A 23583-nucleotide genomic window follows, 5' to 3' on the forward strand; every position below is an offset into this window, starting at 1 on the left:
AGAAGTCCTTTGGCTGAAATCATCGTAGTCACCTCCGGCAAAGGCGGCGTCGGCAAGACCACCAGCAGCGCCAGCCTGGCCTGCGGGCTGGCACGTCGTGGCAAAAAGGTGGCGGTGATCGACTTCGACGTCGGCCTGCGCAACCTGGACCTGATCATGGGCTGCGAGCGCCGCGTGGTGTACGACTTCGTCAACGTGGTACACGGCGAAGCCACGCTCAAGCAGGCGCTGATCAAGGACAAGCGGTTCGACAACCTGTACGTGCTGGCTGCCTCGCAGACCCGCGACAAGGATGCGCTGACCCAGGAAGGCGTGGGCAAGGTGCTCAAGGACCTGGCCGCCGACGGCTTCGACTACATCATCTGCGACTCGCCGGCCGGTATCGAGAAGGGTGCCTTCCTGGCGATGTACTACGCCGACCGCGCCGTGGTGGTGGTGAACCCGGAAGTGTCGTCGGTGCGCGACTCCGACCGCATCATCGGCCTGCTCGATTCGAAGACGCACAAGGCCGAGTCCGGGCAGAGTGTGCCGGCCTTCCTGCTTCTCACGCGCTACAGCCCGGCACGGGTGGAAAGTGGCGAGATGCTGAGCATCACCGACGTCGAGGAAGTGCTGGGCCTGAAGGCGATCGGCGTGGTGCCCGAATCGGGCGACGTGCTGAACGCGTCCAACAAGGGCGAGCCGGTGATCCTGGACCCCGAATCGGCGGCAGGCCAGGCCTACGAAGATGCGGTGGGCCGCATCCTCGGCGAAGAGCGTCCGATGCGCTTCACCACCGTGGAGAAGAAAGGCTTCTTCAGCAAGCTGTTCGGAGGGTAAGCATGGGACTGTTCGATTTCCTGAACCGGAAGAAGACCACTGCCGAAACGGCCAAGAACCGCCTGCAGATCATCATCGCGCAGGAACGCAGCCACCGTGGCGGCCCGGATTATCTGCCGCTGCTGCAGCGCGAGCTGCTGGAAGTGATCAAGAAGTACGTCAATATCGACGCCGACGCGGTCAAGGTGGACCTGGTCAAGGACGGCGAGCACGACGTGCTGGATATCTCCGTGGCGCTGCCGGAAGGTCCGCAGCAGCCCTGACCGACACCGCCCCTTCCCTCCGGAAGGGGCGCACTTTTCGTATTGCATGACCACCGTCGCCACCGACGCCGAGCCGCAGGTCACCTGCGTAGGCGATATTGATTTCGAGGATGCCGCCACACTGCTGGCGGCGCATGCGCTGCGCCTGCATCGGATCGAGGCGGGTGCGCCGATCCCGGGCAGCTACTGGGGCGAGCCGGAGGCGGGCATCATCGGCAGCGATGTGTACGTCCGCGACGACACGCCGGTGCATTCGATGCTGCACGAGGCCTGCCACCTGATCGTGCTGCCGCCGGAGCGGCGCGCACGGGTCCACACGGACGCGACCGATTCGGTCCCCGAGGAAGACGCTACCTGTTACCTGCAGATCGTGCTGGCCGCGCAGCTGCCGGGCGTGGGCAGCGATCGGCTGATGGCCGACATGGACGCGTGGGGGTATACGTATCGCCTGGGGTCGACCAGAGCGTGGTTCGAGCAGGATGCGGAAGACGCGAAAGCGTGGCTGATCGAACGCGGTCTTCTTCCTGCGTAAAGCATCGGTAGTGCCGGCCGTTGGCCGGCACGCGCTCTGTGTGCGTGCAAGTCCCCGGCGCTGCGCGCCGTCGCCCGACCAGCGGTCGGGCGCTACCCGGGTGTGGGCCGGGCTAGTGCCCTGCCAGCGAGCGCAGGGTGACGCCGACGATGTAGGCCAGATAGGTGCCGGTGGCGTAGCCCATCGTGCCGAGCAGCACGCCGACCGGGGCCAGCGACGGATGGAACGCGCTCGCCACGACCGGTGCCGAGGCCGGGCCACCGATGTTGGATTGCGAACCGATCGCAAAGTAGAAGAACGGCACCTTCAGCACCATCGCCAGCGTCGACAGCAGGACGATGTGCACGGCGATCCAGATCAAGCCGAGCAGGAACAGCCACGGGCGTTCCAGCAGCGCGAGCAGGTCCATCTGCATGCCGATGCACGCGATCAGGAAGTAGAGCAGCAACGAGCCGAGCTTGGAGGCACCGGCGCCTTCGAGATTGCGAGCCCGGGTGAAGCTCAGGGCCAGACCGCAGGTGGTGGAGATGACCACGACCCAGACGAATGGCGCGTCGAGGCTGAACTGCGGGGCCCAGCTGACGTGGCCCTTGAACCAGGCCGATACCGGCCCGGCGATGGCATGCGACAGGCCGACGGTGCCGAAGGCGACCGCGATGATCAGCATCAGGTCGGTCAGGCTGGCCACGCGTTCGTGTTCGGCCTGGAACTTCTCGATGCGCACCTTCAGCGCATCGATCGCCGAGGTATCGGCACCGGTGGCCGCGTCGATCTTCGATGCATGGCCGGCCATGAAGATCAGCACCGCCATCCACACGTAGCCCACGCCGACGTCGACCACGGCGAACTGGCCGAAGGTGGTGGCGTTGACGTCGAACACTTCGCGCATCGCCAGCATGTTGGCGCCGCCACCGATCCAGCTGCCGGCCAGCGCGGCCATGCCGGCCCAGGTATCGCCGGCAACGGTGGACGGATGCATCCACTTCATCACCAGAAAGGCCACCACTGCACCGAGCATGATGCTGAAGGACGCGCCCAGGTACATCGCGATGAGTTTCGGGCCGAGCCGCAGAATGCCCTTGATGTCCACCGCCAAGGTCAGCAGCACCAGCGCGGCGGGCAGCAGGACATCACGGGCGATCGGGTTGTACAGGCGCGTGTTCTGGCCGTCGATCAGCCCGACGGTGTTGTAGATGCCGGGGATCAGATAGCACAGCAGCAGAGCCGGCACGACGGCGTAGAAGTGTTTCCACAGCCCGCGCGGTCGCGAGGCGGTCCAGAACACGGCACCGAGGGTGGCGGCGATCAGGCCGAAGACGACGATGTCGTTCTGGATCAGGGGCATGAGAGCATCCTGGTAGTGCCGGCCGGGGCCGGCAACCTTGCAGAGTCGATGGGGGTGCCGGTCAGCCGCCGGCGCCAATGAAAAGCGCCGCCCCGGAGGGCGGCGCTGCAATCCGGCTTACTGGCCGATGTGCTGCTTCAACCAGCCGTTGACGGTGTCGTGCCACTGCACGCTGTTCTGCGGCTTGAGCACCCAGTGGTTTTCGTCCGGGAAGTACAGGAACTTGGACTCGATGCCCTGGCGCTGTGCAGCGGTGAACGCGGCCAGGCCCTGTTCGACCGGAATGCGGAAGTCGAGCTGGCCGTGGATCACCAGGATCGGCTTCTTCCACTCGGCAACATGGTTGACCGGGTTGAATTTCTCGTAGTTCGCGGCCTTCTGGTACGGCGTACCGCCCTGCTCCCACTCGGTGAACCACAGTTCCTCGGTGGCGTAGCCCATCATGCGCTGGTCGAACACGCCGTCATGGTTGACCAGGCACTTCCACGGCTCGTTCCAGTTGCCGGCGATCCAGTTGACCATGAAGCCGCCGTAGCTGGCGCCCAGCGCGCACGCCTTGTCGCCGTTGAGGAACGGGTACTGCTTCTGCGCGGCCGCCCAGCCCTTCTGCAGGTCTTCCAGCGGGCGGTCGCCCCAGTGCTGGCTGATCGCATCGGTGAAGGCCTGGCCGTAGCCGGTGGACCCGTGGAAGTCGATCATCACCACGGCGTAGCCCTGGCCCGCGTAGGTCTGCGGGTTCCAGCGGTAGCTCCAGCCGTTGCCGAAGCTGCCCTGCGGGCCGCCGTGGATCAGGAACGCCACCGGGTAGGTCTTGCCTTCCTGGTAGTTGTACGGCTTGACCACGTAACCGTGCACGGTCTCGTTGTTCCAGCCCTTGAACTGGAACTGCTCGTAGTCGCCAAAAGCCACGTCGGGCAGCATCTGGCCGGCGCTCGGGGTGATCTCGCGCTCGTTGGCACCATCGAAGGCGGCCACCACGATCTGGTCGCCGCTCTTGAGGCTGTTGCGGGTGTAGGCCAGGGTCGTACCGCCACGGGTCGGCGACCCGATGCTGCCACCTTCGGCGATCACCGCCGCCTCGCCGCTGTCGATATCGACCAGGAACAGGCGGTGTTCGCCCATGTCGTCGGCCGAGGTGTAGATGCCCTTGCCGTCGCCGGACAGGACGATCTCGCCGGCCGAGCGGTCCCACTTCGGCGCGATCTCGCGGGTCTTGCCGGTGGCCACGTCCATCGCCATCAGGCCGAAGCGGTCGGCTTCGAAGCCCGGGCGCTTCATCGCGCGGTAGTACAGGGTCTTGCCGTCGTCGCTGAACACCGGACCGGCATCCCAGGCCGGGTTGGCGGCGGTGAGGTTCACCGGTGCCTGCTTGCCGTCTGCATCGAGACGGTACAGGTCGAAGTTGGTCGACCACGGCTCCTGCTTGCCGGCCACGCGGATCGCAGCGACCACGGTCGTACCGTCCGGGGACCAGGTGAAGTCGTCATTGCCACCGAACGGCTTGGACGGCGCATCGCCATCGAGCGTGGCGCTGATCGCCGAGGCGCCCTTGACTGCGGCGCCCTTGGCTGCCGGCAGCGGCGCCACGAACAGCGTATTGCGGCGACCATCGTTCCAGGTGTCCCAATGGCGCACGAACAGGCTGTCGAAGACTTCGCCGGTGTTCTTGCGCGCCTTGTGCGCGTCCAGCTTCCTGCTGGTGCAGGCCAGGTCCGAGCCGCAGGCCTGGAACACGCCGCTGCTGAAGGCCACGCGGTCGCCCTGCGGGGACACGTGGTAGCTGTCCACATCGACCGGGAAATCGGTGAGCTGACGCGGCGTGCCGCCGGCGGTCGGCATGGCATACAGCTGCTGGCTGCCGCCCTTGGCGCTCAGGAAGTACACAGTCTGGCCGTCACCGGACAGCGCGGCGGAGTTGACGTTCCAGCCGGCCGGGGTCAGCGGCTTCGGCGGTGCGGCGTCACGGGTGCGCAGATCGCGGATGTACAGGCCGGTGCTGGCCTTGCTGTCTGTGCCGACCACGCGCTTGGCGAACACCACCTTGCCGCCGTCGGCGGTCAGCAGCGGGGCCGAAACCCGATCCAGCGCGATCATGTCGCGCACATCCAGGCCGCGCGTGGCCGCCAGCGACGGCATCGCGGTCAGCAGGCACAACGGCAGCAGGGCGTAACGAAGTTTCATCGGGGTCTCCGCGGGACGGCAAAACGCCGATGGTAGGGCGGCACCCGGTCCGAAGCAAAGGCCACAGGTCATGGGCTTGGCCAGATCCGGCAAACCCCGTGGGGGCACGCGTTGCGCGCGCCCCCTGGCGGTGGAGCCGGGCCCTGCCCGGCTCCCTGCGGCGGCTTACACGTTGCCGACGGCGCGCTTGCCGGTGCGGTAGATCAACCAGCCGACCAGGAACAGCACGACCAGGCCGATCCATTGGGCGCCCGGCAGGTGGAACGGCAGGGCCAGCACGTCGGCACGGCTGCTCAGCACGATCGGGACCGCGATGGCGATGCCCATCAGGGCCTCACCGGTGATCAGGCCGGCGGCGAACAGCACGCCCGGCTTGTGCACGCGGTCGCGGCCTTCTTCGTCGTCGCCGCGCACCTTGTGGAAGCGTTCCACCAGATAGGCGATCAGGCCGCCCAGGAAGATCGGCACCATCAGCTCCAGCGGCAGGTAGATACCGATCGCCGCCGCCAGCACCGGCACGCGGAAGCGGGCGTTGCGCGCCTTCAGCCAGCTGTCGAAGGCGATGATCGCCGCGCCGACCACGGCGCCGATGCCGATGAAGGTCCACGGCAGCTCGCCACCGAACAGGCCCTTGGCCACCGAGGCCATCAGGTTCGCCTGCGGCGCCGCCAGTGCATTGGGGTGCAGCTCGGACTTGACGCCGATGCCGTATGCGGTGGCCAGCAGGTTCAGCACCGGGGCCATGATCAGGGCGCAGGAGAACGCACCGATGCCCAGCATCAACTGCTGCTTCCACGGCGTGGCGCCGACGATGTAACCGGCCTTGAGATCCTGCAGGTTGTCACCGCCGACCGCCGCCGCACAGCACACCACCGCGCCGATCATGATCGCGGCCACGGCACCCAGCGGGGCCCCGCCAACGCCGACCGGCTTGAGGCCGTCGGCCCCCAGCAGCACCACCAGCACCGCCGAGGCGAACAGGATGGTGGAAATGGTGATGCCCGAGACCGGGTTGTTGGACGAACCGATCAGGCCGGCCAGGTAGGCCGAGACCGACACGAACAGGAAGCCCGCAGCGATCATGATCAGGGTCATCGGGATCGACACGTGCCACTGGCCCACGATGGCCTGGTACAGCGCCAGCAGCGGCAGGGTGAACACCACCAGGGCCACCAGCATCCACTTCATGGGCAGGTCGCGCTCGGTGTGTGCCAGCGCCGGTCCGCCGCTCTTGCGCGCGGCGGCAAAGCCGCTCTTGACGCCGTTGAGCAGCGACTTGCGCAGCGAGATCAGGGTCCAGACGCCGCCGATCAGCATTGCGCCCACGCCCAGGTAACGCATTTTCGCGCCCCAGATGGCGAATGCCGCCTCGGTCGAGCTGGCCGTGGCGATCGATGCCGCCAGTGCCGGATCGGTGTTCATGAAGAACGCCTGGTACAGCGGAATGGCGATGTGCCAGGTCAGGATCGAGCCGGACACCACCACGATGCCGACATTCAGGCCGACGATGTACCCCACGCCGAGCAGCGCCGGGGACAGGTTGGTGCCGATGAAGGCGGTGATCTTCGAGCTGCCCACGTAGGCCGAGGTGGCCCAGGCATCCGGGATCAGGCGCAGGCCACTTTCGGCCGCCAGCTTCACGAAGGCGCCGATCACGGCCGACACCGCCAAGATCTTCAGGCCCGGGCCCGGGTTCTCACCGGCCTTGAGCACTTCGGCGGCCGCCTTGCCTTCCGGGAAGGGCAGTGGATCTTCGACGATCATCGACCGGCGCAGCGGCACCGAGAACAGCACGCCCAGCAGGCCGCCCAGACCGGCGATGCCCAGCACCCACCAGTACTTGAAGTCCGGCCAGTAGCCCATGATCACCAGCGCGGGGATGGTGAAGATCACACCGGCGGCGATCGACGAGCCGGCGGAGGCGCCGGTCTGGACGATGTTGTTCTCAAGGATGGTGCCGCCGCCGAGCAGGCGCAGCACGCCCATCGAGATGACGGCCGCGGGAATCGCGGTGGCGATGGTCAGGCCTGCGAACAGACCCAGGTAGGCGTTGGCCGCCGACAGGATCACCGCCAGCACGATGGCAAGCACCACCGCGCGGAAAGTGAGCTGTTTGGGCGCAGCGTCGTTGTTCATGTAAGCCCCTGCTGGCAAAAAATCTGGTCCACGCTAGCGTTCATGTCCGGGCAAGTCCAGTGTGAAACGTGCTGCAGCGCGCGTGACTCACGGTGGTCACGACGATAGGGCGGCCACGCCGCCGCCATGCCGCCCGGATCGGCAAGGCCTGGTCGCCCGGTCACCTGGTCGCGCCAATTAGTTATGTTATATCCTATCGCGCCACGTCCTGGCGTTGCCGTGACCACTCCCCTCGCCTCCCGCCTGACCTCCATCGACCAGCTGCGTGGCACGGTGATCGTGCTGATGCTGCTGGACCATGTCCGCGAAACGTTCTACCTGCACCATCAGGTCCCGGACCCGATGGTGGTGGACCAGACCGAGCCGGCGCTGTTCGTCAGCCGCCTGCTCGCCCACCTGTGCGCCCCCGTGTTCGTGCTGCTCACCGGGCTGTCGGCCTGGCTGTATGGCAGCACGAAGGCCGATGGCCGGCGCGCCACCAGCGCGTTCCTGCTCAAGCGGGGCCTGTTCCTGGTGGCGCTGGAGCTGCTGGTGGTCAACTTCGCCTGGACCCTGCAGTTCCCGCCCAGCGTGATCTACCTGCAGGTGATCTGGGCGATCGGCCTGAGCATGATCGTCCTGGCCGGGCTGCTGTGGCTGCCGCGTGGCGCGCTGGCGGCACTGGCACTGGTGCTGATCGCCGGGCACAACCTGCTGGACGGTGTGCGGGTGACGGGCGACGGGCCGCTGGCGATCCTGTGGAAGGTGCTGCACCAGCGCGACTGGATCGCGCTGGGTGACCACCTGCGCCTGCGCACCTCCTACCCGGTGCTGCCGTGGATCGGCGTGATCGCCCTGGGCTACGCGATCGGGCCGTGGTTCGCGCGCGGCGGCGATGCCGCACAACGCCAGCAGCGGCTGGTGCTGGCCGGCGGGGGCGCCCTGCTCGGCTTCGTGCTGCTGCGCGCGGTCAACGTCTACGGCGACAGTCCGTGGCAGACGCTGGGCACCGCCGGTGCGACGCTGATGAGCATGTTCAACGTCACCAAGTACCCGCCTTCGCTGCTGTTCCTGCTGCTGACCCTGGGTGTGGGGCTGTTGCTGCTGCGCCTGTACGAGCGGCCGGCCGTCGCGCGTGTGCTGGCACCGCTGGCCGATATCGGTGCCGCGCCGATGTTCTTCTACCTGCTGCACCTGTACGTGCTGAAGCTGCTGTACGTGCTTGCCGAGGCGTACCGGGGGCCGACCCACGGGGCATACGTCGGGGTGGACCATGTGGCCACCCTGTGGGTCCTGACCGCCGTGCTGGTCCTCGCCCTGTACTGGCCGACCCGCGCGTTCGCGCGGTTGAAGGCACGGCGGCGCGATGTGGCGTGGTTGCGGTATCTGTGAGCAGGGCGTGCCGACCAACGGTCGGCACCCACCCACCGTAGCAATGGCCCGAACGTGTGCCGGCACCTGCGCAGCACAGGGGGCATAATCGCCGCCTGTCTGTTGCCTGCCCGCCCATGACCGCCATTGCCCTGCCCGCCTCCGACGACTTCCTCGGTCACCCCAAAGGGGTGTACGTCTGCTTCTTCACCGAGATGTGGGAGCGGTTCTCGTTCTACGGCATGAAGGCGTTGCTGCTGCTGTACCTCACCAAGTACCACCTGTTCGGCGACAAGGCCGGGCTCGACCTGCTCGGTGCGTACGGGGGTCTGGTGTATTGCATCCCGGTGTTCGGCGGCCTGCTCGCCGACCGCTGGCTGGGCATGCGCAAGGCGGTGGTGTTCGGCGGCGTGCTGCTCGTGCTCGGCCACCTGGGCATGGCCTTCGAAGGTCACGCCGCCACCCGCATCGACGGCCAGATCGTGCGCGACGAGGCGGCGCTGGGCATCACTTACCTGTCGCTGGCGCTGATCATCATGGGCGTGGGCTTCCTCAAGCCCAACATCTCCACCATCGTCGGCAAGCTCTATCCCGAGAACGACCCGCGCCGCGACTCGGGCTTCTCGCTGTTCTATGCCGGCATCAACCTCGGTGCATTGTTCGCCTCGCTGGTGTGTGGATTTCTCGGCGAAGCCTACGGCTGGAAGTACGGCTTCGGCGCCGCCGGCATCGGCATGGTGATCGGTCTGGTCATGTTCCTGTGGGGCCAGAAGTACCTGCAGGGCCATGCCGAACCGTCCGACGCACCGGCCCTGCGCCACCGCGTGCTCGGCATCCGCCGCGAATGGCTGATCTACGCGGTCGCGGTGCTCGGGGTGATCCCGGTGGCCGCGCTGATGTGGGCCGCCGCCAATGGCGCCTTCGCGCTGGGCGGCGAAATCAGCCTCGCGTTGATGCTGATGATCGTCGTGCTGGGCGGCGTGCTGGTGTGGTTCGCCTGGTTCACCGGCACCCGCTGCACGCCGGTGCAGCGCCAGCAGATGATCGCGTTGATGGCGCTGATCTTCATGGCCCTGGTGTTCTTCACCCTGTACGAGCAGACCTACGGCTCGTGGGTGACCTTTACCGACCGCCTGCTCACCAAGGACCTGGTGCCCGCGCTGGTGATCCAGGGCGGCACCCCGCTGCCGTGGTCGATCGCCTCGCTGCTGCTGGCGCCGCTGGGCTTCGTGGTGGCCGCGCGTCTGTCCGAACGCAACCCGGCCTCGGCCGCGCCGCGCACCCTGTTCATCGCCATCGTCGCGCTGATGCTGGTGATGCTGATCCGCGACTGCCTGGTGATTCCGCAGACCGCCGGCTCGCTGACCTATCTCGGCGGCCTGTTCCTGGTGGTGCTGGCGCCGTTGTTCGCAATGCTCTGGGCGTGGCTGGACCGTCGCCGGATGGACCCGTCCAAGCCGGTCAAATCCTCGTTCGGCCTGGTCTTCGCCGCGCTTTCCTTCGTGCCGCTCGCGCTGGCCGCGCAGCACGTTGGTGCCACCGGCCAGATGGCCAGCGTGTGGTGGCTGGTACTGGCCTATCTGATCCTGGAGATCGGCGAAATGTGCCTGTCGCCGGTTGGCCTGTCGGCGGTCACCCAGCTGGCCGCGCCGCGCGTGGTCAGCCTGATGATGGGCACCTGGTTCCTGGCCACCGCGTTCTCCGAAACCCTGGCCGCGCTGTTCGGCAAGCTCGCCGCGATCGACGTGCCCGAAGGCGAAGCGATCAACATCGCCAGCGCTGCGGCCAGCTACGAGCACCTGTTCTGGCTGCTGATGTGGATCGGCCTGGGCTGTGCGGCGGTGGCGCTGCTGTGCTCACCGCTGCTGAAAAGAATGATGCACGGGGTGAAGTAGCGCGGCATCGCAACGCACCTGCACAACGGCACCCATGTGGTGCCGTTGTGCGTTTCAGGCGCTGTGATTTAGCAGCAACACATAAACGTTTCCTAACACCATACGACCCGGTCACATTCTGGGATTTTCGTATTTTTTTCAAATACAGCCTCCGGCCTTGTCACGACCATGACGCTCCTTCACCGCCTTCGCGCGGTCGGAGCGGTGTCGCGACCCGCACCCGCTCCGTCTTTCCTCGTCCTGTACCCAGACTGGAGCTGCCCATGCGCCGTACCGTTCTCTTCCACCACCCGCTCGCCGCGATGATTGCCCTGACCCTGTGCGGCGTGCCCGCACTGCCTGCCCACGCGGACACCGCGGCGCAGTGCGATCCGGTCGGCGACACCGACTGCGAAACGGCGCAGGGCAGCGGCCGAGGCGGCCTGTCGGCGTGGTGGATCGGCGGCATTGTCGCGGTGGCAGCAGGTGCGGCGGGCGCTGCCGGCGGCGGCGGTAGCAACGGCGGCGGCAATGGCGGTGGGAACGGCGGCGGCGGTCCCGTCCCCGGCCAGGAAGGCGGCCAGTTCGGCGATCGCCAGATCCTGGTCGCGGCTGGCGGCGAGTCCGCTTGGAATCAGCCGGTGGACACCCGCATCATCGGCAGCGCACGCAACGACGGCCACCTGGCGCTGAATGCCGGCAGCCTCACGGTGCGCGGCAACGGTCATCTGCACAACCACGGCACGCTGCGCGTCGGCGAGGCCGCGCGCCTGGTGATCGAGCGTGATGGCGACCTCAACAACCGTGGCCAGCTCGACCTGCGCGGCAGCCTGCATCTGCAGGCCGATGCCAGCCTGGAGAATTTCGGCCGCCTGTCGGCACAGGGGGCACGCATCACCCTGGACGGCGATGCGGAGATCGACAACCACGGCGACATGCAGCTGCGCGACACACTGGTGGTGCTGCAGGGCGACAGCGATTTCGACAACGGCGAGCGCCAGCGCCCCGCAAGGCTGGTCGTGGACGGCGGCGGGTTCGTGCTGGGCGGTGCCGCCGGGTTCGAGAATCACGGCACCCTCCACGCCAGTGGCGCGCTGAACCAGGGCAGCCTGATCCACGCCACCACCGCGCGCGTCGGCAATGACCGCGACACCATCGACGCGTTCAACAACCACGGCAGCATCGTGCTCGATGCCGATGCCCGGGTGCTCACCCTGCTCGCCGATACCCACGCCAGCACGGGCATCAACCGGGTGGGCGGACAGATCACCAGCCATGCCCGCAACCACGCGGCCCTGCATGCCGAAGGCGCATCGGCGACGCTGCTCAACCAGGGTACCCTCACCGTGACCGGTGATCACGCCGTGGCCATGTCCGGCGCGCGCGGCGCCACCCTGATCAACGACGGCACGATCAACCTCGGTATCGCCGGTGCGGCCAACGGTCAGCACCTGGTGGCGATGCGTTCGGATGGCTCGGCCACGCTCAACAACCGCCGTGGCGGCGTGATCAACATCCACGCCGACCACTCGCATGCCTTCCAGAGTGCGGGGGGCGGGAGCGGCCGGCTGATCAACAACGGCCAGGTCAATGTGTATGGCAGCGGCAGCGGCATCAACGCCGATGCCGCCACCGCTGCGGTCAATCGGCCCGGTGCCGACCTGGGTTGGCAGGCACCGCGCGGCATCAGCGGCTACACCGTGGGCACGAACGCCGATGGCAGCGCCGGGCGCATGGCGCTGCATCAGGGCGGTCACCTGGCCGATGTCGCGGTGGACACCGGCTTCACCCGCGGTACCGCCGCGTCGCAGGTCCACCTGCCGGGTGTGTTTACCGGGGCCGACAGCGGTGAAGACAACATCCGCAGCGCGACGGTGGTGTGGCGCGCGCAGGCCGAGCGCGATGCCAGCGGCAACGTCGATGTGGTGATGACACGCAATGACTACCGCGCGCTGGCCGATGCATCGGTCCAGGGCGTGGCGGCCGCGCTGGAAGCTGGTTATGGCAACTCGGCGCTGTTCCACAGCCTGGAAGTGGCCGACACCGCCGAGTTCAACCGTGCCCTGCACCAGCTGTCCGGTGGGCAGGTGATGGCGGCGAGCCAGCGCCTGGCCGCCAACGGCGAGGCGTTCTGGTCGAGCCTGGCACGCAGCGCGCCGACCGACGGCCACCACCTGCTGGCGTTCGGGCCGGGCGCTGACACCCGCTACGGCGTGCAGGGCGTGGGCAGCGGCCTGCAGTTGGCGGTGCCGATGCAGGGCGGCCGCCATCTGCAGATGATGTCCGGCCTGCTCAGCACGGATGTCGCGCACGACGGCGGGCAGACGCGCAGCCAGTCGCGCTTCGCCGGCGTGGGCATCGGCCAGTCGTTGGGTGCGTTCCGCGTGCAGCACACCCTCGGCAACGAGCGGCACCGGATGGACGGTCAACGACAGCTCCAGTGGGGCGCTACGCACACGACGGCGCACAGCCGGCGCGCGCTCTCGCGCACCCGCATCGGCAGCATGCTGAGCCGCGATGTGGTGGCCGCCGCCGTGCACTGGCAACCGCGGCTGGGCGTCACCGCGTTCCACACCCGCGAGGCCGCCTTCCACGAACATGGCGCCGACGCATTCGGGCTCTCGGTGGGCGCGGGCACGCGCCGTGGCGTGCAGTGGGAAGCCGGCACGGGCGCGCAGGCGCGGGTCGGGTCGGCGTGGACAGTGCGTGGCGACGCGGCATTGATCGGCTCCGTCAAGGAGCATGCCCGCGGTCGCCTGGCGTATCTGCACGGGGCGGCGGGCCACGCATTCGAGCTGCCGGGCCGCACGTCGGGCGTGGACTACCGGGTGATGATCGGCGCGGATTACCGTCGCCAGCGCCTGGCGCTGGGCGGGGCGGTGCTGGCGCAACGCCTGCTGGGCACTCCGGACACCCAGGCGCAGATGCACCTCAACTACGTATTCTGATCCCGCCGGACGATGGCGCGCAGGCGCCATCGTCCGCCGTGCCGGCTCAGGGCTGGGCCGGTGCCGCCGGTGCCGTGGCGGTCGCGCCGCCCAGGCTGCGCGACAGGAAGGCGAGCAGCCTGGTGTAGTACTCGCGCCGGTGGTCGTCGGTGTAGAAGCCGTGGCCTTCGGTGGGGTAGTACAACGACTCCACCGGAACACCGGCCTTCTGCAACGCCGCTTCCATGCGCCTGGTGTGCTGGATGGGGGCGCGTTCGTCCTGGCCCCCGGCCGCCAGGAACACCGGCACCTTGATGCGGTCGGCCAGATTGACCGGCGACACCGCCGCGAGCTCGCTCCGCTCGCCGATCCATTCCTTCAGATAGGTTTCGCCCGAGCGCCGCCCCTGGATGTCGCCGGTGGTATGCATCATCGGCAGATCGTAGACGCCCACATAGCCCGCCGCGCAACGGTACAGCGCCGGTTCCCTGGCCACGCCCATCAGCGCGGCGTAGCCGCCGTAGCTGGCACCGTAGATGCAGATCTTCGAGCCGTCGGCGATGCCCTGTTCCACCGCCCAGCGGGTGGCGTCGGTCACGTCGTCCTGCATCGTGCCGCCCCACTGGCGCGCGCCGGCCTGCTCGTGGGCACGGCCGTAGTTGCCCGAGCCACGGAAATTGACCTGCAGCACCGCATAACCGGCGGCGGCCAGCAACTGGTTCTCGCTGTCGTAGCGGCCATCGTCATAGACATCGAACGGACCGCCGTGCGGCACCACCACCATCGGCAGGCGCTTGCCTTCGCTGCCCTTGGGCACGGTCACGTAGCCGTGCAGCGGCAGACCGTCGCGTGCCTTCAGCGCGATCGGGCGCACCACCGCCGCCGCCTCCGGATCGATCCAGTCGCTGCGGCTCAGCAGGTGTTCGGCATGTTTGGCCACAGTGTCGAACAGGAAGAAGTCGCCGGGGTTGCGGCCGGACCAGACTTCCAGCAGCAGGCGCTTGCCGTCGCGGGTGGACGAGGTGACATACACCGCCTCGCCGCCGAAGGCCGCTTCCAGGCTGCGATGCATGCGTGCGTCGGCGGATTTCTCGTCGAAGAAACGCGTCCGCGGGGTATCGCCCATGAACAGCGCACCGACCGGGATCGAGGTGCCCTGCCGGTAGATCACCCGTGCCGGGTCCACGACGGGATCGGAGAGCACGGGCAGGCGTTCGCCGGTGGCCGGGTTCCACGAGACGAATGCCGCCGGCCCGCGCGGCTGCTCCACGATCAGGTAGGCCAGCGTGCCATCGGAGGAGAAGCCGACCGGCCGTTCGATGTGCCCACTGACGTTCTCATCGTTGACCAGCGTCCAGTCGTTGCCGGCCGCCGCGCGGTAGTACAGCTTGTTGATGTTGTCGCCGCCGGCCCCATAGGCAAAACGCACCTCGCCCTGCGGGTCGGTCGCAAAGCGCGCGCGCTGGACCGGTGCGCGCGCGGCCACCTGGCGATGACCGGTGACCACGTCCAGGCGCTCGGCGCGGGTGAAGGGATCGGCGGAGAACGGCCACGTGGTGACCAGCACGCCGCGCGGATCATTGGGCAGGTCGTCGGCCAGGAACGCAGCCACCGCGTCGCCCTTCTTCGGCTGGATGCGCGATCCCTGCCGCGCGGTCGCGCGGTAGCCGATCAGCAGCTCGCCCCGGCCGCCGTTGGCGTTCATGGCGAACAGCTCGCCGGTGGGGCGCGGCGCATCATGCGAGCCGAACTTCTCGGCCAGGCCGATCACCACACGGTCATCGCTGGCCCAGTGGAAGTCGGACGCATGGTTGTCGCGCGGCGGCACGAACGAGCCGGTCAGGCGACCTTCCACGCGGTGCATGATCGCCAGCGCGGTACGGTCCTCCATCGGCACGGTGGCGGCGAAGTAGTCGCCCGATGGCGAAATCTTGATGCTGGTGAATTTGTCCCGGCGGAGGTAGTGATCCAGATCCACCGCGGCGGCCTGCCCGGCCAGGGTCATGCAGACGGCCAGTGCCGCCAGAGTCAACGTACGCATCCTTCCCCCTTGGCTGCCGGACGGCGTGTCCGGCAGATAACGATGTTCCGGGCCAGGCAGGCCCCGGTGTGGCGCGGCGGCGGGCGATGCCGCCACCGCACGCGGCGCGGTCAGGGCGCCTTGCCCTTGCCGGCAGGTGTAGTGGTGGCCGTGGCACCGCCGAGGCTGCGCGACAGGAACGCCAGCAACCGGGTGTAGTACACGGTGCGATGTTCCTCGGTGTAGAACCCGTGCCCTTCGGTGGGGTAGTACAGCGATTCCACCGGTACGCCGGCCTTCTTGAGGGCGGCTTCCATGCGCTTGGTATGCTCGATCGGCGCGCGCTCGTCCTTGCCGCCGGCAGCCAGGAACACCGGCACCTTGATGCTCTCGGCCAGGTTGACCGGCGAGCGGTCGGCCAGGTCCTTCGGACGGCCCATCCACTCGCGCAGGTAAGTCAGGCCGAATGCGGTCTTCTGCACATCGCCGCGCGCGTACATCAGCGGCAGGTCATACACGCCTACATACCCGGCCGCGCACTGGTACAGGCCGGGCTCGCGCACCGCCCCCATCATCGCCGCGTAGCCGCCATAGCTGGCGCCGTAGATGCAGATGCGCGCCTTGTCGGCCACGCCCTGCGCGATCGCCCAGCGCGTGGCATCGGTGACATCGTCCTGCATCGCCATGCCCCACTGCAGGCGGCCGGCCTCGGTATGTGCGCGCCCATAGTTGGACGAGCCGCGGAAGTTGATCTGCATGACGGCATAACCGGCGGCAGCCAGCAGTTGCGACTCGATGTCGTAATCACCGCGGTCGAACACGCCGATCGGCCCGCCGTGCGGCACCACCACCATCGGCAGGTTGCGCCCGTCGCTGCCGTACGGCAGCGTGAGGAACCCATGCAGCGGCAGACCGTCGCGGGCCTTGAAGGCAACCGGCCGTACCTCGGCACTCTTGGTCGCGTCGATCCAGTGGCTGCGGCTGGCCAGGTGCGCGGCGTTCTTGCGGGCGGTATCGAACAGGAAGAAGTCGCCGGGATTGCGCCCGGACCAGGTTTCCAGCAGCAGCTTGCTGCCATCGCGGGTGCTGGAGGTGATGTAGACCGGCCCACCCAGCGCGGCTTCCAGGCTGCGGTACTGCCGCGCCGTGGCCGAGGCGTCATCGAAGAACGCGGTACGGGGCGTATCGCCCAGGTACAGCGCACCAACCGGGATGCGGGTGCCGGGCTGGCGGATGATCCGATGCGGGTCCACGACCGCATCGCGCAACAGCGTCCGGCGCTCGTTGGTCTCCGGGTCCCAGCTGACGATCGCATCCGGCCCGCTGGCCTGTTCGACCTGCAGGTAGGCCAGACGGCCATCGGCCGAGAAGCCCAGCGGTACCTCGGTGCGCCCGCTCACGCTCTGGCTGTTGACCAGCGACCACTCGCCGCCAGGCGCGCGGTAGTACAGCTTGTTGACGCGGTCGTTCGCCGCGCCCAGTGCAAAGCGCACCTCGCCCTGGTTGTCGGTGGTGAAGCTGCCGCGCTGCACCGGCGACCGCACCACCATCGTGCGCCGGCCGCTGAGCACGTCCATGCGTTCGACCTGCGGATAGGGATCGTCGCTGAAGGGCCACACCTCGATCAGCGCATACCGGTCGTCGTCGGGCAGGTCGTCGGCCATGTAGGCGGCCACATCGCCCGCTTTCTTGACCTTGATATAGGTACCCTGACCTTCCTGCACCCGGTAGCCGACGAGCAGCTCGGCGCGCTTGCCATCGGCATTGATGCCGAACAGCTCGCCGGTGGGCTGCGGCGCATCGCGCGCGCCGAGCTTCTGGGCCAGGCCGACCACGATGCGCTCGTTGCTGACCCAGTTGACCGTATGGGCGTGGTTGTTCCTGGGCGGTTTGAAATTGCCCACCATCTGCATGTCCGGCAGACGCAGGATCGCTACCGCGGTTGCATCTTCCAGCGGTATCGTCGCGGCGATGTACTCGCCTCCCGGCGATATCTGGATGTCCTCGAAACTCTGCTGCCGCAGATAGCGGTCCAGATCCACCGTCCCGGCCTGCGCCGGAAGTGCCGCACACACCACCGCCAGCATGGCGGCCCATCTGATCCTGCTCATCCATTCCCCCGGCTATCGGACTTCATGTCCAAGCGCCCGATTCTAGGCGGAAGGCAGGGTCGGGAACCAGTGCGGAAAGCACACAGAAAAATGGCACCGCGAACGGTGCCATTCAAGGCATGCATCGATGGAGAGAGGTATCAATGCATACCGCGGAACGCGAGGGTCAGCGCCAGGATCGACAGGATCACCGCGATGGTGCCATCGAGGATGCGCCAGGTCTTCGGCTTGGTGAACAACGGTGCCAGCAGGCGCGCGCCGAGCCCCTGCGCGGTCAGCCACAGGCAGCTGGCGGTGACCACGCCGGCGGCGAAGGCCATGCGCGACGTACCGAAGTTCTCGGCAATCGAACCGATCACCATCATGTCCAGCCAGAAGTGCGGGTTGATCAGCGAAAAGCCGACGGCCGACATCAGCACCGCGCGGCGCGAGGTGTCGCCGCCGTCGTCCATGTCCATGCCGCCGCCACCGCCGGCCAGCGCGCGGCGCGCCGACTGCCACGCATACCAGGCCAGGAACGCCACGCCGCCCCACAGCACCGCCGTGGTCAGCCACGGCAGCGCCTGCGTCAGGGTGCGCAGGCCGGCGACGCTGGCGAAAATGAAGGCGGCGTCGATCGCCGCGCAGGTCGCCACGACCGGCACGATGTGCTTGCGCAGGATGCCCTGGCGCAGGATGAAGGCGCTCTGCGCGCCGACGACGGCGAACAGACCAATGCCGGTGGCGGCGCCGCTGAACCATGCGGCGAGCCCGGCGCTGCCGGAAATGATGGAGAACATGGGAGACCACCTGTGTTGCGGGGGGCGGTGCCTCGCCAAGGCGTACAGCACCGGATGGCGCGTATTGTCGCGCCGCAGCATGGAAAAGTAGAGCTAAACTTACTTAACCTCCTTTAGCCATACTTAAGATCATGCGGATCGACCACGCCCAGCTCCGCGCCCTTGCCGCCGTCGTCCGCGAAGGCAGTTTCGAGCGCGCCGCCCAGTCGCTCAATGTCACCGCCTCGGCGGTGTCCCAACGGATCAAGGCGCTGGAGGACCGGGTCGGCCGGCTGCTGGTCAAGCGCTCGTCCCCGGCGGTGGCGACCCCGGAAGGCCAGGTGCTGGTGCAGCTGGCCGAGCAGACCGCGCTGCTCGAGCACGACGCCCTGCATCGCATGGGCATCGCCGACGAGGACCTCCCGCACGCCAGCATCCCGGTGGCGGTCAACCACGACAGTCTGGAAACCTGGTTTCCCGAGGCTGCGCGCAGCTTCGCCGCACAGACCGGCACCACCCTGGACCTGCGCCTGGAAGACCAGGACCACACAGTCGCGCTGCTCCGCCAGGGCGCGGTGCTGGGTGCCGTGACCACGCTGGACGAGCCGGTGCAGGGCTGCCAGATCCACGCGCTGGGCAGCATCCGCTACGCCGCCACGTGCACCCCGGCCTTCCATGCCCAGCACTTCGCCAAGGGCGTCAACGCGCAGTCGCTGGCGCAGGCCCCGGTGCTGGTGTTCAACCGCAAGGACGACCTGCAGGCACGCTTCGCCCGGCGCCTGGCCGGTGAGGACCTGCCGCTGACCGCCCCGACCTGGTGGATTCCGTCGACCCGCGCATTCGTGCAGGCCAACCTCGGCGGGCTGGGCTGGACCATGAATCCCCTGCCCCTGGTCAAGCGCCACCTGGAGGCCGGCCGGCTGGTGCTGATGAAGCCGCGCGCCTGGGAAGACGTGCCGCTGTACTGGCAGCACTGGAAGGGCGATGTGCAGACGATGTCGCTGCTGACCCGCGCGGTGCTGGGGGCCTCGGCGGCGCTGGTGCGGAAGAAGCGATAGCCCGCGAGCGCGGCGGTGACGGCGGTCACGCGCCGCTGACCTGCGCGCGGGCAGCATCAGCCCATTCCCGCCACGGGGTCGTCGATGGAAAGCGATCCGCTGTTCCTGCATATCCGGGTGGTGCTCGGCATCATCCTCGGCCTGAGCATCACCACACTGCTGCGCGGGCTGGCGTCGATCATCGAGCACCCCCAGCGCCGGGGACTGTCGTGGGTCCACCTGTGCTGGGTGGCGTGGGCGCTGGTCTCGGTGGTGACGTTCTGGTGGTGGGAGTTCCGGCTCACCGAGGTGCGGCACTGGACCTTCGGCACCTACGTGTTCGTGATCGGCTACTGCGCCGCCTGGTACATGCTGTGCGTGCTGCTGTTCCCCGACGACGTGCGCGAGTTCGGCAGCCTGGAGAACTACCTGCTGCAGCGTCGCAGCGGCTTTTTCGGGGTGCTGGTGCTGATCACCCTGCTGGACCTGGGGGATACGGCGATCAAGGGCCACAGCCGCTGGCAGGCGCTGGGCGAGGCCTATCTGCTGCACACCGCGGCGATGCTGCTGATTGCCGGGCTGGGCGTCGCGCTGCGATCGCGGCGCGCCCATCTGCTGCTGGCCGCGACCGCGCTGGCGTACCAGGCGACCTACTTCCTGCTGGAGTATTTCACGCTGGGCGGAACCTGAGCCCCCGGCCGCCAGCCGGCTCAGCGCGCGTCGAGCCCGGCGCGGCCGTCCACGATGTGCACCTTCGCGCGCACGATGGTGGCGTCGGCACCCTTGCGTTCGGGGGTGATGTTGAAGCTGAAGACCGCATCCAGATCGACCGGGCGCAGCGCGAAATCGTTGATTTCCTTCGGCACGATCGGCCAGCTGAAACGCACCGACTGGCCCGGTGCCAGGGTCTCCAGGTCCTTCAGCATCAGGCCGTCCACCGGGTTGCGGCGCAACTGCTTTTCCTTGCCCGAATGGCGGTCCACCAGCCGTACCGCCGGGCCGCGCTTGCGCAGGAAGGCGACCGGCAGCGCCACCGCGCTGCGGCCGCCGTTGCGCAGTTCCAGTTCCACCCGGACGTCGTCGCCGGTGAAGCGGCAGTGGGCGTCGTCGATGCAGCGGGCGTGGAGTTCGATCATGGGGGCAGGCTCTGGGTTCTGTGCAGACGAAGGTGAAACGGCAAACAGGACAATCAGGGGAATCAGGAAACGGTGCATGTCAGCTCCCGGCCGAGCTCGCGACGGAGCAGTTCCTGCACCTCGCGACCGATGTTCCAGGCATGCCTGGGGTGGGTACCGGCGCTATGGTACGTGGACATGATGGTGGCCTGCGGGTCGGTGCTGTCGCGGTAGGCCATCGCCTCCACCCCCACGGGGTCGACGGTGCCGTCGGGGCGGATGTAGCGCACCGTGTCCGAGGCGTCGTCCTCGTTCTCGGAATACTCGTCGGGCAGGCCCAGGGTGTGGGCAAACTCGTGCGCGTAGGTCCAGGGGTCGGTGGTGGTGGCGACATACACCAGCGGCGGATCGACCATTTCGCGGTCGTACTCCTTGTGCAGCTGCAGCGTGTAGTCCTGGCCACCGTCCACCCACTGGATCGCATAGCGGATCGGGAACGTGCGCGTGCCGCACTGCGGGTCGTTGACCGCCAGGGTGAACTTGCCGTTCCAGTAGGTATCCACGCCTTCCATCATGCGCAGCTTGGCCGTGGTGACGTCGCCGGCGGTGACGCCGGCCAGCGGCTGCACGCGGACCTTGATCGACACCACGACATCCCCGCCGGACCTGAGCGGCACGGCGATGCTGTAGGTCACCGGGAACGTCCAGTCGTAGCGGGTGCCCGCCGGGTCGAACGTTTCGGAATAACGCCCGTCGGCGTTCACCGCGATCTTCGCCTCATGGTCACTCACCCAGCATTGGGGGGCCTCCTCGGGCGCGGCCGGTGGCGCATCGGCAGGCTTGCTCGCCTTCAGCACTGCCGCCGCGATGGAGACTGCGGCGGCGAGCACCGCGGCGGCGTTGCCGGACCCACCGCTACCACCACCGCCACCGCCGCCGGCCTCCACGCTCACCGTCGCCTGCTGGCCGGCCAGCAGCGTGCAGCCACAGCTGGCCTTGTCGCCATGCCGGGCGACCGGGTTGCCGTCGATGATCAGGGTGGCGTCGCCGCTGGCGATCACGCCGGGGCCGTGCTTGCTGCACAGCACCGCGTCGTTGACCCGGGCCACTGCGCGTCCGTCGATATCCGTGAAGGGCGAGCCGGCCAGTACCGTGCCGCCCAGATGGAGGTGGTCACCGACCACAACCAGCGTCCTTGCCATTGCGTACCTGTCTCTTTCGTAGCGATCCGTTGCGCATTCAGTTTACCTGCGGGAACCGGTGGGGTCACCCCATCGGATGCTGCGTTGCACCAAATCCGTACCGGAAAGGGCTAGAATCCGCGCCAAGGAACCGCTGTGACCCCTGTTTTCACGGGCGTCCCCGGCAGCGGCGGCATCCTGTTCACGTCTCCTTCCTCTGGGATCCCCATGAAAAAAATAGCGAAGGTCGCCCTCGGCCTGTTCGTGCTGTTGCTGCTGGCATCGGCCCTCTTCCTGTACTGGCCGCTGACCCAGCGCTCGGTCCCCGCCGCCGGCAACGACAAGCCGGTGGACGTGGTCCTGATCGGCGGCGGCATCATGAGCATCACCCTGGCCACGTTCCTGCAGGAACTGCAGCCGGACTGGAACATCCAGCTCTATGAGCGCCTCGACGGCGTCGCGCTGGAAAGCTCGGACGGCTGGAACAACGCCGGCACCGGGCATTCGGCGTTCGCCGAACTCAACTACACCCCGGAACTGCCCGATGGCAGCATCGAGACCAAGCGTGCGGTGGGCATCGCCGAGCAGTTCGAGATCTCGCGCCAGTTCTGGTCGCACCAGGTCAAGGCCGGCCGCCTGAGCCAGCCGTCGGACTTCATCAACCCCACCCCGCACATGAGCTTTGTGTGGGGCGACGACAACATCGCCTATCTGCACAAGCGCCAGCAGGCGCTGGTGAAGAACCCGCTGTTCTACGGCATGCAGTACTCCGAAGATCCCGCGCAGATCCGGCAGTGGGCACCGCTGTTGATGGAAGGCCGCGATCCGAAGCAGAAGGTGGCGGCCACCTGGATGCCGCTGGGCACCGACGTGAACTTCGGCGTGATCACCCGCCAGCTCACCGCCGGCCTGCAGCGCAGCCCGAACTTCCAGCTGCATCTGAAGCATGAAGTCGGCGCGCTGCGCCAGAACGATGACAAGAGCTGGAACGTCACCGTGAAGGACCTCACCTCGGGCACCGAGTCGACGATCAAGTCGCGCTTTGTGTTCATTGGTGCCGGTGGTGCCGCGTTGAAGCTGCTGCAGCTGTCGGGCATCCCGGAGTCGAAGAACTACGCCGGCTTCCCGGTGGGCGGCCAGTTCCTGGCGTTCCAGTCGCCGGCCATCGCCGGGCGTCACGGGGTGAAGGCATACGGCATGGCCGAGACCGGCTCGCCGCCGATGTCGGTGCCGCACCTGGATGCGCGCAAGCTGGATGGCAAGCCGGTGGTGCTGTTCGGGCCCTTCGCGCTGTACAGCACCAAGTTCCTCAAGCACGGGTCGTGGTTCGATCTGTATTCGTCGGTGAACCACAACAACGTGGCCGGCATGCTCGACGTGGGCGCCGAGAACCTGGACCTGGTGAAGTATCTGATGGGCCAGGCGCGCCTGAACGACGACGACCGCCAGGCCGAACTGGTCAAGTACTTTCCCAGCGCCAAGCGCGAGGACTGGACACTGGTCACCGCCGGGCAGCGGGTGCAGATCATCAAGCGTGATCCGGACAAGGGCGCGATCCTGCAGTTCGGCACCGAGATCGTGACCGACAAGGACCACACCCTCGCGGCCCTGCTGGGTGCGTCTCCGGGCGCCTCGACCTCGCCGCCGATCATGCTGGAGCTGCTCAGGAAGGCCTTCCCCGAGCAGATGGCGGCCGGGTGGGAAACGCGGCTGAAGCAGATCGTGCCGTCGTACGGGCGAAAGCTCAACGACAGCGCGGCGCTGACCAACGAAGTGCGCCGCCAGACCAGCGAAACCCTGAAGCTGCCCTACCTGGACGTGCCGGTGGACACGTCGCCGGCGGTGATGCTGACCCCGCCGGCCAACGCACCGGCCGAGAAGAAGCGCAACGCCAACGAAGAACTCCAGGCACTGTAAGGCCTGCGGCGCCCGCC

The 23583-nt window shown here is 67.7% G+C and carries 17 protein-coding genes; 9 read left to right on the forward strand and 8 right to left on the reverse strand.

Features of this window, described 5'->3' with window-relative positions; genetic code table 11:
• Positions 1-9: 9 nt before the first annotated feature.
• From minD to GDJ08_RS06195, 3 genes are read left to right on the forward strand one after another with little or no spacing between them, the layout of a single operon-like run.
• Positions 10-819 (forward strand): septum site-determining protein MinD, encoded by an 810-nt coding sequence (minD, locus tag GDJ08_RS06185; protein ID WP_136006162.1) that lies wholly within the window; start codon positions 10-12, stop codon positions 817-819.
• A gap of 2 nt (positions 820-821) precedes the next feature.
• Positions 822-1082 (forward strand): cell division topological specificity factor MinE, encoded by a 261-nt coding sequence (gene minE / locus GDJ08_RS06190; RefSeq protein WP_017355894.1) that lies wholly within the window; start codon positions 822-824, stop codon positions 1080-1082.
• Positions 1083-1128: 46 nt separating this feature from the next.
• Positions 1129-1614: a hypothetical protein gene (locus tag GDJ08_RS06195; protein ID WP_017355895.1), complete on the forward strand. Its 486-nt coding sequence runs from the start codon at positions 1129-1131 to the stop codon at positions 1612-1614.
• A gap of 112 nt (positions 1615-1726) precedes the next feature.
• Here the strand turns inward: GDJ08_RS06195 and GDJ08_RS06200 are convergent, their stop codons facing one another.
• The 3 genes from GDJ08_RS06200 to GDJ08_RS06210 form a co-directional block, all read right to left on the reverse strand.
• A complete protein-coding gene (locus tag GDJ08_RS06200; RefSeq protein ID WP_017355896.1) occupies positions 1727-2959 on the reverse strand; it encodes a DUF819 family protein in 1233 nt (410 codons plus the stop codon).
• Between the two features lie 117 nt (positions 2960-3076).
• Positions 3077-5140, reverse strand: coding sequence for an alpha/beta hydrolase family protein (locus tag GDJ08_RS06205; protein ID WP_153164495.1), 2064 nt, complete (start codon positions 5138-5140; stop codon positions 3077-3079).
• A gap of 165 nt (positions 5141-5305) precedes the next feature.
• Complete coding sequence (locus GDJ08_RS06210; RefSeq protein WP_153164496.1) at positions 5306-7276, reverse strand: OPT family oligopeptide transporter; 1971 nt, start codon at positions 7274-7276, stop codon at positions 5306-5308.
• Between the two features lie 183 nt (positions 7277-7459).
• Here GDJ08_RS06210 and GDJ08_RS06215 point away from each other — a divergent pair, with 183 nt between their 5' ends.
• The 3 genes from GDJ08_RS06215 (at position 7460) to GDJ08_RS06225 (ending at position 13448) form a co-directional block, all read left to right on the forward strand.
• A complete protein-coding gene (locus GDJ08_RS06215; RefSeq protein ID WP_153164497.1) occupies positions 7460-8647 on the forward strand; it encodes an acetyltransferase domain-containing protein in 1188 nt (395 codons plus the stop codon).
• A 116-nt stretch (positions 8648-8763) separates the two neighbouring features.
• The gene (locus GDJ08_RS06220; RefSeq protein ID WP_136006155.1) at positions 8764-10521 is read left to right on the forward strand and encodes a peptide MFS transporter; all 1758 of its coding nucleotides are present in this window, start codon (positions 8764-8766) and stop codon (positions 10519-10521) included.
• A 263-nt stretch (positions 10522-10784) separates the two neighbouring features.
• Positions 10785-13448, forward strand: a complete 2664-nt coding sequence (locus tag GDJ08_RS06225; RefSeq protein ID WP_153164498.1) for a hypothetical protein — start codon at positions 10785-10787, stop codon at positions 13446-13448.
• A gap of 46 nt (positions 13449-13494) precedes the next feature.
• On the opposite strand, the gene GDJ08_RS06230 is transcribed toward GDJ08_RS06225, so the two are convergent.
• From GDJ08_RS06230 to GDJ08_RS06240, 3 genes are all read right to left on the reverse strand, one after another.
• Positions 13495-15468 (reverse strand): alpha/beta hydrolase family protein, encoded by a 1974-nt coding sequence (locus GDJ08_RS06230; RefSeq protein ID WP_017355776.1) that lies wholly within the window; start codon positions 15466-15468, stop codon positions 13495-13497.
• A 110-nt stretch (positions 15469-15578) separates the two neighbouring features.
• Positions 15579-17558 (reverse strand): alpha/beta hydrolase family protein, encoded by a 1980-nt coding sequence (locus tag GDJ08_RS06235; RefSeq protein WP_026070734.1) that lies wholly within the window; start codon positions 17556-17558, stop codon positions 15579-15581.
• Positions 17559-17698: 140 nt separating this feature from the next.
• Positions 17699-18337, reverse strand: coding sequence for a LysE/ArgO family amino acid transporter (locus tag GDJ08_RS06240; RefSeq protein ID WP_136006149.1), 639 nt, complete (start codon positions 18335-18337; stop codon positions 17699-17701).
• A gap of 131 nt (positions 18338-18468) precedes the next feature.
• Between GDJ08_RS06240 and GDJ08_RS06245 the strand changes: the two genes are divergently transcribed.
• Both GDJ08_RS06245 and GDJ08_RS06250 read left to right on the forward strand, forming a co-directional pair.
• Positions 18469-19374, forward strand: a complete 906-nt coding sequence (locus GDJ08_RS06245) for a LysR family transcriptional regulator ArgP (protein WP_153164499.1) — start codon at positions 18469-18471, stop codon at positions 19372-19374.
• Between the two features lie 84 nt (positions 19375-19458).
• The gene (locus GDJ08_RS06250; RefSeq protein ID WP_153164500.1) at positions 19459-20043 is read left to right on the forward strand and encodes a hypothetical protein; all 585 of its coding nucleotides are present in this window, start codon (positions 19459-19461) and stop codon (positions 20041-20043) included.
• Positions 20044-20063: 20 nt separating this feature from the next.
• On the opposite strand, the gene GDJ08_RS06255 is transcribed toward GDJ08_RS06250, so the two are convergent.
• The gene (locus GDJ08_RS06255; RefSeq protein ID WP_017355771.1) at positions 20064-20489 is read right to left on the reverse strand and encodes a hypothetical protein; all 426 of its coding nucleotides are present in this window, start codon (positions 20487-20489) and stop codon (positions 20064-20066) included.
• Between the two features lie 62 nt (positions 20490-20551).
• Positions 20552-21670 carry a PAAR domain-containing protein gene (locus GDJ08_RS20110; RefSeq protein ID WP_202803097.1) on the reverse strand — a complete coding sequence of 373 codons (1119 nt, stop codon included), beginning with the start codon at positions 21668-21670 and terminating at the stop codon, positions 20552-20554.
• A 207-nt stretch (positions 21671-21877) separates the two neighbouring features.
• Between GDJ08_RS20110 and mqo the strand changes: the two genes are divergently transcribed.
• Positions 21878-23566, forward strand: a complete 1689-nt coding sequence (gene mqo / locus GDJ08_RS06265) for a malate dehydrogenase (quinone) (RefSeq protein WP_153164501.1) — start codon at positions 21878-21880, stop codon at positions 23564-23566.
• The last annotated feature ends 17 nt before the right edge of the window (positions 23567-23583 follow it).

It is taken from the genome of Stenotrophomonas nematodicola (assembly GCF_009467805.1).
Taxonomy (GTDB): domain Bacteria; phylum Pseudomonadota; class Gammaproteobacteria; order Xanthomonadales; family Xanthomonadaceae; genus Stenotrophomonas; species Stenotrophomonas nematodicola.

What these genes read in the sequence shown, in the direction of transcription:
- GDJ08_RS06245 (WP_153164499.1), top strand. Translation starts at nt 18,469, where the DNA reads ATGCGGATCGACCACGCCCAGCTCCGCGCCCTTGCCGCCGTCGTCCGC.
- GDJ08_RS06235 (WP_026070734.1), bottom strand. Translation starts at nt 17,558, where the DNA reads ATGAGCAGGATCAGATGGGCCGCCATGCTGGCGGTGGTGTGTGCGGCA.
- GDJ08_RS06250 (WP_153164500.1), top strand. Translation starts at nt 19,459, where the DNA reads ATGGAAAGCGATCCGCTGTTCCTGCATATCCGGGTGGTGCTCGGCATC.
- GDJ08_RS06195 (WP_017355895.1), top strand. Translation starts at nt 1,129, where the DNA reads ATGACCACCGTCGCCACCGACGCCGAGCCGCAGGTCACCTGCGTAGGC.
- GDJ08_RS06230 (WP_017355776.1), bottom strand. Translation starts at nt 15,468, where the DNA reads ATGCGTACGTTGACTCTGGCGGCACTGGCCGTCTGCATGACCCTGGCC.
- GDJ08_RS06225 (WP_153164498.1), top strand. Translation starts at nt 10,785, where the DNA reads ATGCGCCGTACCGTTCTCTTCCACCACCCGCTCGCCGCGATGATTGCC.
- GDJ08_RS06240 (WP_136006149.1), bottom strand. Translation starts at nt 18,337, where the DNA reads ATGTTCTCCATCATTTCCGGCAGCGCCGGGCTCGCCGCATGGTTCAGC.
- GDJ08_RS06200 (WP_017355896.1), bottom strand. Translation starts at nt 2,959, where the DNA reads ATGCCCCTGATCCAGAACGACATCGTCGTCTTCGGCCTGATCGCCGCC.
- GDJ08_RS06210 (WP_153164496.1), bottom strand. Translation starts at nt 7,276, where the DNA reads ATGAACAACGACGCTGCGCCCAAACAGCTCACTTTCCGCGCGGTGGTG.
- minE (WP_017355894.1), top strand. Translation starts at nt 822, where the DNA reads ATGGGACTGTTCGATTTCCTGAACCGGAAGAAGACCACTGCCGAAACG.
- GDJ08_RS06220 (WP_136006155.1), top strand. Translation starts at nt 8,764, where the DNA reads ATGACCGCCATTGCCCTGCCCGCCTCCGACGACTTCCTCGGTCACCCC.
- mqo (WP_153164501.1), top strand. Translation starts at nt 21,878, where the DNA reads ATGAAAAAAATAGCGAAGGTCGCCCTCGGCCTGTTCGTGCTGTTGCTG.
- GDJ08_RS06255 (WP_017355771.1), bottom strand. Translation starts at nt 20,489, where the DNA reads ATGATCGAACTCCACGCCCGCTGCATCGACGACGCCCACTGCCGCTTC.
- GDJ08_RS20110 (WP_202803097.1), bottom strand. Translation starts at nt 21,670, where the DNA reads ATGGCAAGGACGCTGGTTGTGGTCGGTGACCACCTCCATCTGGGCGGC.
- GDJ08_RS06215 (WP_153164497.1), top strand. Translation starts at nt 7,460, where the DNA reads ATGTTATATCCTATCGCGCCACGTCCTGGCGTTGCCGTGACCACTCCC.
- GDJ08_RS06205 (WP_153164495.1), bottom strand. Translation starts at nt 5,140, where the DNA reads ATGAAACTTCGTTACGCCCTGCTGCCGTTGTGCCTGCTGACCGCGATG.